Source organism: Phytobacter sp. SCO41, assembly GCF_003073275.1.
Classification (GTDB): domain Bacteria; phylum Pseudomonadota; class Gammaproteobacteria; order Enterobacterales; family Enterobacteriaceae; genus Phytobacter; species Phytobacter diazotrophicus.
This window is the reverse complement of record NZ_CP027225.1, coordinates 707,612-724,723: the sequence shown is the minus strand read 5'-3', so window position 1 is coordinate 724,723 and position 17,112 is coordinate 707,612. Positions and strand designations below refer to the sequence as shown.

Annotated in this window: 14 protein-coding genes; 3 read left to right on the top strand and 11 right to left on the bottom strand. The window is 54.6% G+C overall.

Annotated elements, in window-relative coordinates; translation table 11 throughout:
• Window positions 1–62 precede the first annotated feature (62 nt).
• A complete protein-coding gene (locus C5523_RS03595) occupies window positions 63–1,949 on the bottom strand; it encodes a beta-glucoside-specific PTS transporter subunit IIABC (RefSeq protein WP_108700593.1) in 1,887 nt (628 codons plus the stop codon).
• 364 nt (window positions 1,950–2,313) lie between these two features.
• Here C5523_RS03595 and C5523_RS03590 point away from each other — a divergent pair, with 364 nt between their 5' ends.
• Entirely contained in the window at window positions 2,314–3,483 is a 1,170-nt protein-coding gene (locus C5523_RS03590; protein WP_039078163.1) for a DNA repair protein, read from the top strand.
• Between the two features lie 726 nt (window positions 3,484–4,209).
• On the opposite strand, the gene C5523_RS03585 is transcribed toward C5523_RS03590, so the two are convergent.
• On the bottom strand, window positions 4,210–4,983 hold the full coding sequence (locus tag C5523_RS03585) for a siderophore-interacting protein (protein WP_304596238.1): 774 nt from the start codon (window positions 4,981–4,983) through the stop codon (window positions 4,210–4,212).
• Window positions 4,984–5,219: 236 nt separating this feature from the next.
• Here C5523_RS03585 and C5523_RS03580 point away from each other — a divergent pair, with 236 nt between their 5' ends.
• Entirely contained in the window at window positions 5,220–5,816 is a 597-nt protein-coding gene (locus tag C5523_RS03580) for a PadR family transcriptional regulator (protein WP_079497081.1), read from the top strand.
• Here C5523_RS03580 and C5523_RS03575 read toward each other — a convergent pair.
• The 3 genes from C5523_RS03575 to C5523_RS27370 all read right to left on the bottom strand — a co-directional run bounded on the left by C5523_RS03575 (window position 5,813) and on the right by C5523_RS27370 (window position 9,641).
• On the bottom strand, window positions 5,813–7,375 hold the full coding sequence (locus C5523_RS03575; RefSeq protein WP_039078166.1) for a methyl-accepting chemotaxis protein: 1,563 nt from the start codon (window positions 7,373–7,375) through the stop codon (window positions 5,813–5,815). The two genes, C5523_RS03580 and C5523_RS03575, sit on opposite strands and share 4 nt — an antisense overlap.
• Window positions 7,376–7,829: 454 nt before the next feature.
• The gene (locus C5523_RS03570) at window positions 7,830–9,350 is read right to left on the bottom strand and encodes a PAS domain-containing methyl-accepting chemotaxis protein (protein WP_108700591.1); all 1,521 of its coding nucleotides are present in this window, start codon (window positions 9,348–9,350) and stop codon (window positions 7,830–7,832) included.
• A 135-nt stretch (window positions 9,351–9,485) separates the two neighbouring features.
• Complete coding sequence (locus C5523_RS27370; protein ID WP_172960871.1) at window positions 9,486–9,641, bottom strand: hypothetical protein; 156 nt, start codon at window positions 9,639–9,641, stop codon at window positions 9,486–9,488.
• A gap of 142 nt (window positions 9,642–9,783) precedes the next feature.
• On the opposite strand from C5523_RS27370, the gene ygjG reads away from it, so the two are divergent.
• Window positions 9,784–11,163 carry a putrescine aminotransferase gene (ygjG, locus tag C5523_RS03565; RefSeq protein ID WP_047373471.1) on the top strand — a complete coding sequence of 460 codons (1,380 nt, stop codon included), beginning with the start codon at window positions 9,784–9,786 and terminating at the stop codon, window positions 11,161–11,163.
• A 145-nt stretch (window positions 11,164–11,308) separates the two neighbouring features.
• On the opposite strand, the gene lsrG is transcribed toward ygjG, so the two are convergent.
• From lsrG to lsrA, 6 genes are read right to left on the bottom strand one after another with little or no spacing between them, the layout of a single operon-like run.
• Window positions 11,309–11,602 carry a (4S)-4-hydroxy-5-phosphonooxypentane-2,3-dione isomerase gene (gene lsrG / locus C5523_RS03560; RefSeq protein WP_108700590.1) on the bottom strand — a complete coding sequence of 98 codons (294 nt, stop codon included), beginning with the start codon at window positions 11,600–11,602 and terminating at the stop codon, window positions 11,309–11,311.
• Window positions 11,599–12,486: a 3-hydroxy-5-phosphonooxypentane-2,4-dione thiolase gene (gene lsrF, locus C5523_RS03555; protein ID WP_071194481.1), complete on the bottom strand. Its 888-nt coding sequence runs from the start codon at window positions 12,484–12,486 to the stop codon at window positions 11,599–11,601. Before lsrF ends, lsrG begins: the two co-directional genes overlap by 4 nt.
• 12 nt (window positions 12,487–12,498) lie before the next feature.
• Complete coding sequence (gene lsrB, locus C5523_RS03550; protein ID WP_071194480.1) at window positions 12,499–13,512, bottom strand: autoinducer 2 ABC transporter substrate-binding protein LsrB; 1,014 nt, start codon at window positions 13,510–13,512, stop codon at window positions 12,499–12,501.
• A 16-nt stretch (window positions 13,513–13,528) separates the two neighbouring features.
• Window positions 13,529–14,506 (bottom strand): autoinducer 2 ABC transporter permease LsrD, encoded by a 978-nt coding sequence (gene lsrD / locus C5523_RS03545; protein WP_039078171.1) that lies wholly within the window; start codon window positions 14,504–14,506, stop codon window positions 13,529–13,531.
• Window positions 14,507–15,541: an autoinducer 2 ABC transporter permease LsrC gene (gene lsrC, locus C5523_RS03540; protein ID WP_108700589.1), complete on the bottom strand. Its 1,035-nt coding sequence runs from the start codon at window positions 15,539–15,541 to the stop codon at window positions 14,507–14,509.
• Window positions 15,538–17,028, bottom strand: a complete 1,491-nt coding sequence (lsrA, locus tag C5523_RS03535; protein WP_039078173.1) for an autoinducer 2 ABC transporter ATP-binding protein LsrA — start codon at window positions 17,026–17,028, stop codon at window positions 15,538–15,540. Before lsrA ends, lsrC begins: the two co-directional genes overlap by 4 nt.
• Between the last annotated feature and the right edge of the window lie 84 nt (window positions 17,029–17,112).

The window sequence follows — 17,112 nt, the reverse complement described above, 5'->3', positions numbered from 1 at the left end:
CGCGAAGCCCGACGGGTTACGTCGTGACGCCGTTGACACCATGTTCGTGCGCCCGTGCCTCCTTATGCGAGAGACATCAGCGGCGCCCCCATACCAATCGCGCCATCAAGCTGGTGCTTTGTCAGCGTGAAATCCTCACTGTTAACCACCAGAACCGGGGTTGTCAGATCATAGCCTTCGCGTTCGATGCTGGCTTTGTCGAATTCAAGAAGAGGCGTACCCGCTTTGACCACATCCCCCTCTTTCACCAACGGACGGAAATGCTGCCCCTGCAGGTTGACGGTATTTAACCCAACATGGATCAATAACTCTGCTCCATTATCGCACAATAACCCAATGGCATGATGTGATGCGATCACGGTCGCCACCGTCGCGTCACACGGTGCCACAACTTTGCCTTCTTCGGGCTTGATGGCAATACCATCGCCAAGCGCTTTACCGGCAAAGGCTTCATCTGCCAGGCTCTCCAACGCCACCACTTCCCCTTTTAAGGGGCTAAGCATCTTCACTGCACTGGCCGCAGCGGTATTTGACGTCGCTTGCGCTTTGACAGGTGTTGCCGGTTTCGTCTCCTCTTCGTTTGCCGGATCTTCAAAGCCCACGAACTGCACCATCACAATCGTCAGCACGATACAGGTTCCGGCCCCTACCAGTTCGCCGATAAACGACATCGGCGCATTCGGACTGATAGCATTGACCAGGGTAAACAAGCCAGGCAACGCGGCATACGCGTAGTACAGGCTACCGAAGAGACTGGCGACGACCGCACCCATCGCCCCGCCGATACAGCCGCAAATAAACGGCTTTTTAAAACGCAGCGTCACACCGTAAATCGCCGGTTCGGTGATACCAAAAATCGCCGTGATCCCGGCAGACATTGAGGTCGCTTTTAACTGGGTATTGCGGGTTTTCAGGAACACGCCAAACACCGCCGCCATCTGACCAATAACCGCAATAGTCTGGTAAGCCTGGAAGGAGTCGTAACCCTGGGTGTCAAAATTGGCCATGATTACCGGCGTAATCCCCCAGTGAACCCCGAAGATAACAATAATCTGCCACACGCCGCCAATCACCGCCGCCGCAACGGCCGGTGCTGCGTGGAAGAGCGCGTTATAGCCATTTGCCACCCCCATTGCCGCCCAGGTGGTAATGGGGCCAATCACAATCAGGGTCAGCGGCACGATGACAACGAAACAGATCAACGGCGTAAAGAGCGGGCTGACCACGTCCGGGATCCACTTTTCTACCCGGCGTTCAAACCAGGAGAGCGCCCACACCAGGAACAGCGGTGGCAAAACCGAGGAGGTATACACCGTTTTAGAAAGCGGGAAGAAAAGGAAATTGATGCTCTCCCCGCCAGCAATACGCCCCGCCAGCGCAGCCCAGTCAGGGCTAATCAGCGCACAACAGCAGAGAACCGCGATAAACGGGTTACATTTGAAATGGCGCGCCGCCGTAATGGCGATAAACACCGGCAGGAAGGCAAACGGCGTCCAGGACATAAAGTTGAGCACGGCGAAAGTGCCGGTGGTTTTGATATCGGCATCCATCAGACTGACAACAATCAGCAGCCCTTGCAGAATACCTGCCGCCGCCAGAATGTAGACAATCGGCGCGAACACTGCCGACATGGTGGCAATCACCGCGTCAAGCTTACGCGTTTTTTTCGGGGCGCTGCTTATGGAACCATTCTCTTTTACCAGACCTGACATCGCGTTGAAGACGTCTGCCACGTGGGTACCGATCACCACCTGAAACTGTCCGCCGCTTTCCACCACCGCAATGACCCCAGGCAGGCTTTGCACCAGACGTTTCGCATCAGCGGGCGTTTCATTAAGGACCAGACGTAAACGCGTGGCGCAACGGGTAAAGCTGTTGATGTTCTCTTCCCCTCCGACTTCCCGGAGGATATCACTTGCTAACTTATTGTAATCCCGAATAACAGCCATCTTTTTTCTACCTTTTATTTTCGGTAACTGAGTCATGCAATGAATGAAACCGGTTTCATGCTAACCTGGACAACCAGCCATGCAACCGGTTTCATGGAAATATGAGAGCTAAATCACTTGATGAGGTGAATATGAAACAGCCGGGAAGTGGGGAAAAAACGTACCGGGAAAGTATTTCTTTCAGGAATGCTAACGCCTGTAACTTGTGACCTGTATTATGATTTCAACCATATCTGCTTAGCTGAACTGATGCTAATCTTTCAGGGTTGAACGCAGCGGCTGCGGGTACGACAATGAGCTTATTTCGTGTTTGATCATTACCAACTACCATTAACTCAATCTTTAAGCGCCTTAGCGAAAGACCATGAACAAACCCATAAAACGGCTTGAGATCATTAAGTACGCCATTGAACTGGAAGACGAAGGCATTATTCAGAGCCAGCTTCCTTTTCTAAAAAACGAAGTCACCGACAGTGAACTGGCGTTCATCGTATGGGCGCTTGAAGAGAAAAACTTTTCCGATGCGTTGCGCACTATCAATGCCTGGCTGCAGAGCCAGCGTTCAGTGGTGCAGTGGCAGGATCCCCAGGTTGCCGCCAGCAAACTGGAACTGAAAGCGCTGGAAGAGCAATTGCGTGAGTTAATCGATAAACGTAACACCCGCATTCAGTTGCTGGATGATTTCAACGATCTGTACCTCACCCGTCTTGGGCCACTGATGTCACAGATCCTGCGCCTGCGTAAGATCCTCGCCGAAGCCGCCGTGCGTCGCCAGGAAGCCGAAGCGCATCGTCGTGAGGCCGATTATCTTCGCTGCCAGAAATATCTGTCGCAGGCGGTGGAGGTGCTGGTCACCCTTACCCGCCGCTGGCAAAGTTTTCCGCCCCAGTCCCCGCAGGCTGCGGAAGCGCGTAAGCATTTGCAGCAGCAGAATGCGCTGATCGCCTCTTTGCTGGCCGAAGCGCAGGAGCTGGAGCAAGGCTTAACGCGTGAAGATGAACCGGCGCGTCAGGCGCGGGATGAAGCGCGCCAGGAGTATGAAGATTACCAGGAACAACAGCACGATGCCGAGCAGCGTTTTGGCTTCGAGCAGAAAATGTCACCGGATGAGCGCGTTGAGCTGAAACGCTTGTGGCGCCAGGCCAGTAAACTTTGCCACCCGGATTTGGTGGACGATGCCTTTAAAGAAGAGGCGCATGCCATGATGGTTCAGTTGAATCAGGCCAGGCAGCGCGGCGATCTGGGGGCAATTCGCCTTTTGTTAACCCGCCTGCAAAAAGGGCTGGAGCCGTTAATGGCCAGCGATCGTCTTAACGATCTTGCCCGCCTGCGCCAGCGTATTCATGAGGTGAAGCAGCATATTGCCAGCCTGATCGATGAGCTGAATGCGCTGGAGAAAGAGGAGTCGTGGCAACTGGTGTCGTCACTGACCGATCAGGAAGGGTATTTCCGCCAGCAAGAGAAAGCCCTTGCCGAGATTCGTCAATCTCTGGAGCAGCAGGTGAGCGAAGCCGAATACGACGAAGTGGCGTAATCTGCAACCTCCCGGATGCGGCGCAGGCGCCTTATCCGTGCTACAACCGGTTTTCTCCCTCTTCCCTGGGCCTGAGGAATCCCCACAAAAATGCGAGCACGAACGGTCCCCTCTCCTCTTTGGGGAGAGGGCCAGGGTGAGGGGAATATGCAGCTCAGGAGGTGGGTTCCGTTCACCTTATGTTCATGGCGAAATGGAACCTCCGAACACGTGAACGGGTAAAGGGGAACACCGCGTTCCCCTTTACAATCCCCGCGGCCCCGCAAAGAAATCGGTGCTTCGCACTGCGTTCGCCTCCCGCCCCGCTGCCTGCGGTCGGTTTGACTCGACGTCCTGTCTCGACAAACCTCAGTCCGCCATCCCTGGCGGCCTGCCCTTGTCATCGGGTCTTCGTCTCACCGATTTCAGCGGGGACTCAACCCCCTCGCTGCACGCTCCGCGCCAAGGGGTTACAAAGTTGTCGCAGTGGTTGTCATGCGGCAAAAAGAGTCAGTCGTGGCTAACAAGGTTGAAGACGTTTACAGTATCTACGACCGGTTTTCTCCCCCTCCCTCTGGCCTGAGGAATCCCCACAAAAATGCGAGCACGAACGGTCCCCTCTCCTCTTTGGGGAGAGGGCCAGGGTGAGGGGAATATGCAGCTCAGGAGGTGGGTTCCGTTCACCTTATGTTCATGGCGAAATGGAACCTCCGAACACGTGAACGGGTAAAGGGGAACTGCAGCGAACTACTTCTTATGCCAGTAAGCCTGACCACGAACCCGTTGCTGGTCGATAGCGTCAGTCGCATAGTGATCCAGCAACGCTTTCACGACCGCACCCTCGCCCGTCAGCCAGATAAAATAGTCTTCCGACGGCACAGCAACCGGCGTCAGCTTTTCCACCACCGTCTGCCCGTCATGGCCAATCACCCAATCAATGTTGTAATCACTCAAATGGGCGAAATAATCTTTGTACGAGGCGTCCCCTACGGTGACCACCGCTTTGACTTCCGGGCGCACCGTCAGGCGGTTTAACCCTTCCAGCCGACGACGCAACGCCGGCATCCCGGACTCATCGCACACATACAACTGCCAGGCATAATCTTCCGGCACCACCAGCGATCCACGCGGTCCGCCGATGGTCAGCTTGTCGCCTGCCCGGGCCTGCATCGCCCAGGTGCTTGCCACACCACCTTCATGAATAAAGAAATCGATCGCCAGCTCCTGGCGGCGCTCATCATACAGCGGTGTGTAATCACGCGTTGCAGGGCGTGGACCCTCAGCCCAAACGATGCCCTCATCGGTTACCTGTGGAGGCGTAAACGCGCTACCCGGCTGTGGGAAAAAGACTTTGGTATGGTCGTCGAACCCGCGAGAGATAAACCCCTCCAGCGCCTCGCCGCCCAGCACAATGCGCTGAAATCCGGCCCCCACACGCTCGACGCGTAACACAGTCAACTCGCGAAAACGCAACTCATTGCGTACACGCTGCGGATAACGTTGTTGTTTGATTGTCATAATCGGCCTTCGTGAAATTGAATACGATATATCTAAATTGATTTTTAAATGATAATGATTGCTGTTTATTGAGATGGCAAGCCTTTTTTAGATACATAAAATCAGAAGCGCACAACCTGCAAAAAAGAAAATTAAAAACCATTAAAATCAATAAACTATAAAAATAAACAGAACCAGACTTGTCATATTTTTAATTTTAGATATAAATTAGATATATCAAATTAACCAGGGAGCAGAACATGCGACATCATCACAATGCATTCGATGAAGAATGCCAGCAGGGTCACGACAGCGAGTGTCACGCCGGGCGTCGCGGGGAACATCATCGCGGCCACCACGGCGAAGCCCATCATGGGCGCGGCGGCGGACGGCGTCAGCGCTTTTTCGGCCACGGCGAATTACGCCTGGTTATCCTGGATATCCTGACCCGTAATGCCAGCCATGGTTATGAGTTGATTAAAGAGATCGAAACCCTGACCCAGGGAAATTACACACCCAGTCCGGGTGTGATTTACCCGACGCTGGATCTCTTGCAGGATCAGCAGTTTATTATTATTCACGAGGAAGACGGTGGTCGTAAAAAGATAGCCATTACCTCGCAAGGTCAGGCGTGGCTTGCCGAAAATAGCGAGCACCTGCAGCATATTCAGGCGCGAATCAAGGCGCGAAGCGTGGGTTATCAGTTACGAAAAGATCCGCAAATGAAGCGCGCGCTGGAAAACTTCAAGGCGGTGCTGGATTTGAAAGTTAACCAGTCAGAAATCAGCGCCGCCCAGTTAAAACAAATTATCGGTATTATCGACCGGGCGGCGCTGGATATCTCTCAACTGGATTAAGCCATCGCCCCGTCTTCACGCAGGCGGAAAACTTGCACCAGCTCGCGCAGGTGCGTCGCCTGCTCATTAAGCGCCGCCGCCGCCGCAACGGACTCTTCCACCAAGCTTGAGTTCTGTTGCGTGGTGGAATCAATCAGCCCGATAGCGCTGTTGATTTGTGAAATACCGTCGGTCTGCTCGCGGCTTGCCTGGCCTATCTCGCGCAGGATCACATCCATCTCCTGAACGTTGCTCACCATGCCGTTGATCAAACTGCTGGCTTTTTCCACCAGCGCCATGCCCTCACGGGTCTGGCTGGTGGAGTTTTCAATAAGCTGGCGGATTTCATTGGCAGATGCGGCACTTTTTTGCGCCAGTTGACGCACTTCACCGGCCACAACCGCAAAGCCACGACCATGCTCGCCTGCACGTGCCGCTTCCACTGCCGCATTTAGCGCCAGGATATTGGTCTGGAAGGCGATGGCGTCAATCAGGTTGATGATGTCAGACATACGGTTGGAGGTCTCATTGATCACACGCATCTTCTCGGTGACCTGTTTCATCATCTCGCCATTGTTTTTAACCACATTGGCCGCATCCGCAGACAGGCTGGTGGCTTCGGTGGTGTGATCGGCCGTGTTTTTCACGGTCGCGGTAATCTGCTCCATCGACGATGCAGTCTGTTCGACAGAGCTGGCCTGCTCCTCTGTGCGGGCCGCCAGATCCTGGTTTCCGGCCACAATTTGCGCCGCGGCGCTTGAGATGCTGGCCGAGCCAAACTGCACTTCCTGAACAATGTCCACCAGGCGGGTTTTCATCTCCATCAAAGCACGCAGCAGGATACCGGTCTCATCACGATAGTCGGAGTGGATAGTGCGGGTTAAATCACCGCTGGCAATCGCCTCGGCGAACGTCACCGCTTCACGCAGCGGGCGAGTAATGGCGCGCACTATCACCCATCCCAAAAGCGTACCCACGCCGATACTGATAATCGCCAGGGCAATCAGCAGTAAACGGTTGGTGCTGAAATCGCTTTGAACCTGCTCACTACCATGACGCATCTGCGCATCCTGGATAGCAATCAGGGCCAGCACTTTCTCTTTGTAGGCTTTTTGGATTGGCACCATTTTGGTCATCATTTCAGTGATAGCCGCCGAATGATCATCCTTCTTCACGTCTTCCAGAATACGAAAACGCGAGTCCAGAAATTGCTGACGGATATCTTTAATCTCGGCGAGGATTTTTTGCGATTCGCTGTCATGGAGGTTTTTTGTCAGATCGTCCAGAAGAACCGTTACGCGGGAACTAATTTCGCCGAGCTGCTTCTCGGTCTCTGCCTGCCATTTACCATCCGTGTCCAGTAACATAAGTTGCTGCGTACTGACAAAGCTCTGGAAGTTATCGATGAGTTGATTGGCTTTTACGGTGGTCGGATAATCATTGTGAATAATATCCTGCATTCCATTATTAGCACGATTCAGACTGAACAGTGAAAGAGCGGAGCTGGCTACCATCAAGACAATAAAAAATCCGAACGCGAAAAATAATTTCGCACCAATTTTTACATCATGTAAAAACATATATTCCCCCATGCACATGATTATAATTTTGCGAAAAAACCCTTTTCAACAAAGAGTTAGATGCGTTTCTTTAAAAGAGACGCCAGAAATAATATCTCCACTGCATGTTATCGGTAACCGCTGCGCTAACTTTATGAGATTGATCGTTTTTTTATTTCAGTTGTGATTATTCTGATAGTTATCAGCTATTAATTGAGATCTATCGATCGTTATATGTTCTGAGGGAAGAAGTTGCGCAACGTATATTAACGCCACTTAATTCTTTTTTAATAGGAATAACAAGTTAAATTAAATGGAATATAATTGTTCAAAAAAGAAACTATATTTAATATTAATTTAACATTTTATAAATATAAATAGAACAAATTAAAAGATGCAATATAACCATATAAAAAACAAGGTTAAATAAATACAAAGAGAAAATTCCCTCTCTATAAATAGAGAGGGAGAGGAATTAATGCAGCACGGAAACGGCGTCCTGCAAACGGCTGGCGCGGTGTTTTACCATTGAGGAAACATTGGCGTTTTCGGCTACCAGCCCGGCATTTTTTTGCGCGATGGTATCCAGCTCTGCCACGGCATGGGTCAGCTCTGACAGCCCTTGCGCCTGTTCAGAAGTCGACTGGCTAATCTGGCCAATCAGGGAGGTCACGTTTTGAACCTGGGTGACGATATTATCCATTGTCCTGCCTGCCGCATGGACCTGTTCATAGCCCGATTGCACTTTGCTGGCGCTGGCATCAATCAACTTGCGAATATCATTTGCCGCACTGGCGCTACGGCTGGCAAGGTGGCGAACTTCCCCGGCCACCACCGCAAAACCTTTGCCCTGCTCACCGGCACGGGCGGCCTCCACTGCGGCATTGAGCGCCAGGATGTTGGTCTGAAAAGCGATGTCATTAATCAATGCGGTGATTGAACCGATGCGCTGCGTACTGTCAGCAATTTCGTCCATCGTTTTCACCACCGTTTCCATCGCTTTTCCTCCATTCGCCGCCGCGCTGCTGGCGGAGCTGGAGAGCTTGTCAGCCTCTGTCGCGGTATGGGAATTATTTTGCACCGAGGCGGCCATCTGGCTCATCGTGGCAACGGTCTGCTGCACATTGACGACGGTCTGGCGAGTACGCTCGTTCAGATCGTCGTTACCTTTTGCCAGCGTTTCGCTACCGCTGCGTACGCTACTCACCTGACCGGAAACATCGTGAATCAGCCAGCGACACATTAACCCCAACTGCCCAACGGACCGCAGAGTAAGACCCAGTTCGTCGCTACGTTTCAGATGCGTCACGCTGTTACGTTCACCGGTCGCCACGCTGAGGGCCTGACGGGCGACTTCCTCAACCGGGCGCACAATTTGCCATTCAAGGCAGGCACAGCCCAATAGCAAGATCGCGGCACTCAACAAAATCGTCGCCGGACCATTCCCGGAAAGCCACAGACCAGCCGCCAGCACCATCCACAAGAGCGCCATCACCCCGCGTGTCCGCCAGCGTAATGGCAGAGAGGGCAGTTTACCCGGCCAGCCCCGGCTAACCACCAGCCCTTTATGGATCCGCTTTTTAGCTCGCCCTTCCTGAATGGCTTTATATAAAGGTGTGACAGCGGCAATTTCTTCCTGGGTGGCGCGGGTACGAATGGACATATAGCCCGTCACTTTTCCGTTACGCACCATTGGTGCAGCGTTAGCCCGTACCCAGTAATGATCGCCATTCCGACGGCGGTTTTTAACAATACCGCTCCAGGGTTCGCCCTGTTTCAGGGTGTACCACATGTCCGCAAAGGCGGCTTTCGGCATATCCGGGTGGCGTACCAGGTTGTGCGGCTGGCCGATCAGTTCGTCCAGCTCAAAGCCGCTTACCTGAGAGAAGGTGTCATTGGCGTGGGTGATATAGCTTTGCAAATCGGTGGTCGACATCAGGGTGGTGTCAGCATCAAGGGTGTATTCCCGTTGCGTGACAAACGGCGGAGCAGACATGATAAGCATCCTTTGCAAGTTATTCGGCTGTTAAAAATTTTATCGAATGTTATTTCGGCGATAATGAATTTATCTTTAGTTGTTAAATTTGATTTAGATCGCAATTTGCGATTAAACCGCACTATTTGTATGATTTTAAGCTGCTGATTTATATAGTAACGTTTTGAAACTACCAAGTTTTCCTGATTTATCGCTGCGCGAAAATGAGGCAATAATCGCACCACCACGGTGCATTTCGCTTAAAAAACGCGCACTGCGCGTTTTCTTTTCCTCTATTTCAGAGCGTAACAAAGGGTAAGATCCGGGATCTAATCTCGTACAAATGCATTTTTCCCTGGTGTTTATCCCGATTTTCATTTACGGCTTCGATGTGGCGCAATCCCTGCAATACTTAAATCAGTATCATGTGATACGCGAGCCCCGGGAGCATATTTTGAACAGATTACCTTCCAGCGCATCGGCTCTTGCCTGCAGCGCACACGCACTGAACCTCATAGAGAAACGAAAGCTTGATCATGAGGAGATGAAAGAATTAAACCGAGAGGTACGAGAATACTTTAAAGAGCATGTCAATCCGGGGTTTTTAGAGTATCGAAAATCTGTTACTGCCGGCGGGGATTACGGAGCCGTAGAGTGGCAAGCGGGAAGTTTGAATACGCTTGTCGACACCCAGGGACAGGAGTTTTTAGATTGTCTGGGTGGGTTTGGTATCTTCAATGTGGGGCACCGTAATCCAGTAGTGGTTTCCGCCGTACAGAATCAACTCGCAAAACAACCTCTGCATAGCCAGGAGCTTCTCGACCCACTGCGGGCGATGCTGGCAAAAACGCTGGCGGCATTAGCCCCTGGCAAACTCAAATACAGCTTCTTTAGCAACAGCGGCACGGAATCCGTCGAAGCGGCATTAAAGCTCGCTAAAGCGTATCAGTCGCCACGGGGCAAATTTACCTTTGTCGCGACCAGCGGCGCGTTCCACGGTAAATCCCTGGGTGCGTTGTCTGCGACGGCGAAATCGACCTTCCGTAAACCGTTTATGCCGTTGCTGCCGGGCTTCCGTCATGTGCCGTTTGGCGATATCGAGGCCATGCGTACCCTGCTCAGTGAATGTCATAAAACCGGCGATGATGTCGCTGCGGTGATCCTTGAGCCCATTCAGGGCGAAGGCGGCGTTATCCTGCCACCGCAGGGTTATCTGCCGGCCGTACGTAAGCTGTGTGATGAGTTTGGCGCGCTGCTTATCTTTGATGAAGTGCAGACCGGGATGGGCCGTACGGGCAAGATGTTCGCCTGCGAGCATGAGAACGTCCAGCCGGACATTTTATGTCTTGCGAAAGCGCTCGGCGGCGGCGTGATGCCGATCGGCGCGACTATCGCGACCGAAGAGGTCTTCTCCGTCCTGTTCGATAATCCTTTCCTGCATACCACTACGTTTGGCGGTAACCCGCTGGCCTGTGCGGCCGCGCTGGCGACCATCAACGTGCTGTTGGAAGAGAACTTACCGGCACAGGCAGAGCAGAAAGGTGACATGCTGCTAGACGGCTTCCGCCTGCTGGCGCGTGAATACCCGGACCTGGTGCAGGATGCACGCGGCAGAGGGATGCTGATGGCTATCGAGTTTGTGGATAACGAAATCGGCTATACGTTTGCGAGCGAAATGTTCCGCCAGCGTGTACTGGTTGCCGGGACACTCAACAATTCGAAAACTATTCGTATTGAACCGCCGTTAACACTGACGATTGAACAGTGTGAACAGGTACTCAAAGCGGCACGCACCGCGCTGGCAGCAATGCGCGTGGCGGTGGAAGAAGCGTAAAGACGGTGCGCCCTTCTCCCCCTCACCCCTGCCCTCTCCCTCAAGGGAGAGGGTGAAAAACAGCCCCCCACCCGCTCGATCGGTCCCCTCTCCTCTTTGGGGAGAGGGTCAGGGTGAGGTAAACACCGCGCACCACTCCAAACCGCTATTCCGGCATCAGCCCCACAAACGCCCTTTTCTTACGCGGCTCCGACATCAGATCTTCCAGCTTCGCCACGCAGGCCAGATAGTGTGGCGTCTCCTTGTGCGCCAGCACAGCAGCCTCATCCTTATACGCCTCGTAGATAAAAAACCGCGTCTTCACTTTCGGATCCTGCAACACATCAAAACGCAGATTTCCCGGCTCCTTCACTGCCCCCTCGTGATTGGCGCGAAACACCTCAAGAAACTCATCGATCTTGTCCGGCTTGATGTTAATTTCCACCAGCGTCACATTCATTGTTGCTCTCCCTGTTTCTCTTCCTGCCAGAACTGATACGCCTCACGGGCGCTCATATTCTCGTGTACCACTTTTTTTACTGCTTTGAGCATGGCGAGCGGCGCGCTGGACTGGAAGATATTGCGCCCCATGTCCACGCCGGACGCCCCCTGGTCGATGGCGCGAAAACACATCTCTAATGCCTCCAGCTCAGGCAATTTCTTGCCCCCGGCAATCACAATCGGCACCGGGCAACTGGCGGTGACTTTCTCAAACCCCTCTTCGACAAAGTAGGTTTTGACAAACTGCGCCCCCATCTCGGCGGCGATACGGCTGGCCAGCGAAAAATAGCGTGCATCCCGCGCCATCTCTTTGCCGACGCCGGTGACCGCAAGCGTAGGGACACCGTAACGGTTCCCGGCATCCACCAGCTTGATAATGTTATTGATCGACTGATGCTCATGCTCGCTGCCGATATAAACCTGGGCCGCCACCGCACAGACGTTCAGCCGCAGGGCATCCTCCATCGCTACCGCCACACACTCGTTCGACAGTTCGGTCAGAATAGAGTTACCTCCCGACGCCCGCAGCACCACCGGTTTATTGGTAGCGGGCGGCACCTGGCTTCGCAGCACCCCACGGGTACACATCAGCACGTCCGTTTCGCCAAACAGCGGGGCGATGGATAAATCGATACGCTCAAGGCCAGTAGTCGGCCCCTGAAAATAGCCGTGGTCAAACGCCAGCATCACCGTGCGGTTGCTTTTCGGGTTGAAGATGCGCGACAGGCGCGACTGCATCCCCCAGTCCAGCGCCCCGCAGCCTTTAAGCGTAAACGGCACATTCTGTTGCGGCCGGTCGAGGCCAAAATCTTTGCCATCTTTAATGTCATCTAAATCCGCCATCGTTTCCTCCCATCAGAAGTCGTATTTGCCAATGTTCTCTTTGGTGAACACCACGCGTTCCGGCAGCAGCACAATCCCGTTGCCTTTCGCTTCATACTGATAGCCCTGCACGCTGTTTGGCTCGACTTTAAGCGTGCCGATATCTTTCACGTCGACGCTGTCGCCCACGTTAAGATCGCCTTTTTTCAGCAGATGTTCGGCGACATTCACCGAAATTTTCCCCTGTTGCACCACATCCCACAGGCCAAAGGCTTTCACCGTACCGCGCTCTACATATGGGCGCATGACGTTCGGGGTACTAAAGCCGACAATCGCCACTCCTTCCCGTTTCAGGTTCTCCGCAGCCTGCGCTGCCGCTGGCAGAGCATTGGCATCCGGCGCAATGATCGCGTCCAGATCCGGATACGCTTTTAAGATCCCTTCTGCGGTTTGCAGCGATTTGGTCGCATCGTTATAGCCAAACTGGGTGGTGACGATTTGCCACTGGGGATGATCTTTCTCGATTTTGGCTTTCGCCTCTTTTACCCACTGGTTCTGGTCGGTCACCGTTGGGCTTGAATAGAAGAAAGCGACTTTGGCATTCGGTTTGGTTACCTGTTTTGAAGCCATCTCCACCAGCAGACCACCCAGTTGCTCTGGCGTCCCCTGGTTGATGTAGATGCTGCGACACTCAGGCTTGGTATCGGAGTCCCAGGTCAGCACTTTCACACCGCGCTGCATCGCCCGTTTCAGCGCCGGGCACAGCCCATCCGGCGAAACGGCGGAGACAATAATGGCCTTGTAGCCCTGGTTGACGAAGTTGTTGATGAGCTGAACCTGGCCGGAAACGCTCGGTTCGGTCGGGCCGTCATAGGTCACATCCACACCCAGGTCTTTTCCCGCCTCTTTCGCGCCGTTGCCGCCGCTGGTGAAGAAGCCCACCCCAACCAGTTTGGGAATAAAGGCGATACGGTCAGCCGCCTGGGCAGCCATGACGCTACCCGCCAGCGCCAGCGCGCTCAGTTGCACTATCAGTTTTGTCTTCATCTCATGCTCCAAAAAATTAACGCGAGAGAACCCGATGCCAGGTCATACGCACCCATTCCCGGTGCAGACTCAGCGAACGTCCCATCACCACCACCACCAACAGCGCCCCTGACAACGCGCTCGACACCTGGTTGGGGATGCCGACCATCTGTAACCCCTGCTGTAAATACCCCACCAGCAACGCTGCCAGCGCAGTACCCAGCACCGAACCTGAACCACCATAAATATTGGCCCCGCCCAACACTGCGGCAGTAAGTGCAGGCATCAGCAAATCGCGCCCCAGATCGGAACGCGCTGAACCGAAATAAGAGACCAGCACCACGGCGGCAATGGCCGATGCCACCCCGACCAGCCCGTAAAGTGCGTAAGGCATACCGTTCACCGACAGCGCCGCATAGCGCGCCGCACGCGGGTTCTGCCCGAGTAAAAAGAGGTGACGGCCAAAACGCGCCCGGTGCGTGATCAGCCAGAAAAACAGCGTGATCACCGCAAACAGCACCAGCGGTACGGGCAGGCCCAGCAAAGTGAGATTGGCAAAGGCGGTAAAGCTATCCGGGAAACCGCTGATACCTTCATAACCCGTCGCGCCCGCCATGCCGGAGAGCAACAGCGCGCCACCGCCATAGAGATAAAGCGTGCCGAGGGTAATGACCAACGGACTGATGCCGGTGTAGTGAATCAACGCCGCGTTGACCAGCCCGCATAGCAGCCCAAGCGCCAGCGTCAGCACTATGGCCACGCTCATCGGCCAGCCCGCCTGCATCATCACTCCCAGCGCGATGGCGCACAGGCCAATAGTCGAGCCAAGCGAGATATCGATACCGCCGCTGATGATCACCAGCGTCAACGGCAGCGCCACAATGCCAATACAGATAAAGTCACTGGTGCTGAACAGCAGCATATTGACGTCCAGCATGCGCGGGTTCAGCGCGCCAAAAAGCAGGATCTCCAGCACCAGTAACAGCAGCAGCGCAAATTCCCAGTTGAGCTTCATTTACGCCACCTCTTTGTTTTTACGTTTGGGAAAAGGGGCCACGTTTTTGCTCCCCTTATTGCCGGGCACAAAGCGGCTGTATTTCAGTTGCCGTTGATGGCGGGCCAGCGCCTGGCGTAAACGTCCGTCCAGCACCAGCACGCCGAGCAACACCAGACCCGCGATAAAGTCATTCCACCAGGCCGGGAGCTTAAAGAGCACCAGCACGGTGTCGATTTGGGTGAGGAAAAAGGCACCGAGAAACGCGCCGACAAGCGTTCCCGTCCCGCCAAGCAGCGAGATACCGCCGAGCACGCAGGCGGCGATGGCTTTCATCTCCAGCCCGCTGCCGGTCTGATTCGGTACAAAGCCAATCTGCGAGGCAAAGACAATCCCGGCGCAGGCCGCCAGCACGCCATTCAGGGTAAAGGCCAGCATCCGCGTGCGGTTCACACCGACACCGAGCTGGCGGGCGGCGGCGAGATTATCCCCCACCGCATAAAAGTCGCGGCCAAACGCCGTGCGCGCCAGCACCCAGGTCCCTGCGCCGAGCATCAGCAGCACCAGCCAGCCCAGAGGGGAAACCCCGGTCGCCCCCGCCACAGAGAGTGATTTCAGACTGGCAGGCAGCCCTTCAATCCACTTACCGCCTGTCCACAGCAACATTGCCCCGCGATACAGCCCGAGCGTACCCAGCGTTGCCACAATCGCCGGAATTTTCAGTCCCACCACCAGCAGGCCGTTAAAGGCCCCGGCCAGGGCGCCAATCGCCAGGGAGAAAAGCATGGCGACAGGCAGACTGTAGCCACTGTTCAGCGCCACCCCGACGGCAATGGCGCACAGCCCCACTGTAGAGCCCACCGACACATCAATATTGCGGGTCAGCATCACCAGCGTTGCGCCGAGCGCCAGCAACATCAGGATCTGGCTACTGGCGAAAATCATGCCCACGGTTTGCAGGCTGAAAAAGGAAGGGTTCAGCGCCACCAGCACCACAAACAGCGCCAGGATAGCCAGAAACGCGCTGAGCTCACGGTTTTTCAGTAATGTTTTCATGGCTGTCCCCCGCCGAAAGCCAGTGTCATCATGCGATCCACACTCACCGCATGGCGCGGCAGTTCCCCGCTCAGTCGGCCCTGATGCATAACCAGCACCCGGTCGGCCAGCCCTGGAAACTCATCCAGATCGCTTGAGATCATCAGCACCGCCACGTTTTGCGCCGCCACGCTTTTGATCAATTGATAAATATCCGCCCGCGCCGCCACGTCCACCCCGCGCGTCGGTTCATCGACAATCAGCAACAGCGGGTTGGCCTCCATGCAGCGCGCCAGCAACACCTTTTGCTGGTTCCCGCCGGAGAGGGTGCGGACAATTTGATCCGCATGATTCAGCTTGATCCCCAACGCCCGGTGATAGCGCTCCACCACCGCTGCTTCACGTTTGCGCTGCTGCCAGAGAGAGGGTTCATTCAGGGCAACCGTGTTCCAGCGTACCGGGGCATCAAGAAACAACCCCGACACCTGGCGGTCTTCCGGCAGATAAACCAGCCCGCGCGCCAGGCGTGCGCGGGTGGAATCGCCACTGATCTCACGGTTCTCCAGCCAGATACGCCCCGCGCGCACCGGGCGCAGGCCATAAAGGGTTTCAGCAAACTCGGTACGCCCGGATCCCACCAGCCCTGCCAGACCAACGATCTCCCCGGCGTGGATCTCAAGGCTGAGATCGATAAACCCCTCCCCCGTCAGATCATCCACCCGCAGCACCGGGAAATCCTGCGGCTGGGTACGGCGATTGCCCGGCAGCGCCAGCCACAGTTTTTGGGTATCGCTTAAGCTTTTTTCGCGGCTCGCGGGCGTCATGGCGGTAATCAGGGCGTTGTCGTCGAGGCTGGCGATTTCACCGCTCAGCACTACAGCCCCGTCGCGCATCACCGAGACATGGCTTGCGAGCGCGCGGATTTCCGGCAATTTATGAGAGATAAAAACAATCCCAACACCCAGCTCTTGCAGGGCGCGGATCTGGCGGAAAAGTCGGTCAGTTTCGCCGGGCGTAAGAGAGGCGGTGGGTTCGTCGAGGATCAGGATCTTCGCGTCGCGCATCAGGCCGCGTAAGATCTCAACCATTTGCTGATCGGCCACTTCCAGCGTACTGGCGGCAGCCTGCAGGTTAAGCTGGCAGTTAAGCTGCTGCAGTTTCTCAGTGAGCAACGCGTCATGTTGTGCGCTGCGCGGCAGGCGAAACAGGATATTTTCCCGCACGCTCAGGTTGGGAAACAGCATCGGTTCCTGCGGGACCAGATAGATACCAAGCTGATGCGCCTGATTCGGCTTAAGGCGCGCAAACGCCTTGCCGCAAACGAAAAGTTCACCGCTGTCTGGCGTTTCCACCCCGGCGATAATTTTCATTAGCGTCGATTTTCCCGCGCCGTTACCGCCCATCAGCGCATGGACCTGGCCTGAATACAGCGTGAAATCAATGCCTTTCAGGACCGTGACGCCTGAAAATTGCTTATTGATACCTCGCGCTTCAATCAGTGGATTCATTGCAGCCCCGCTATTGAACAAATGATTTTTTATTTCAATAATGTTCAAAAGCGTAGACGGTGAACTATATTTACAACCGTGCAG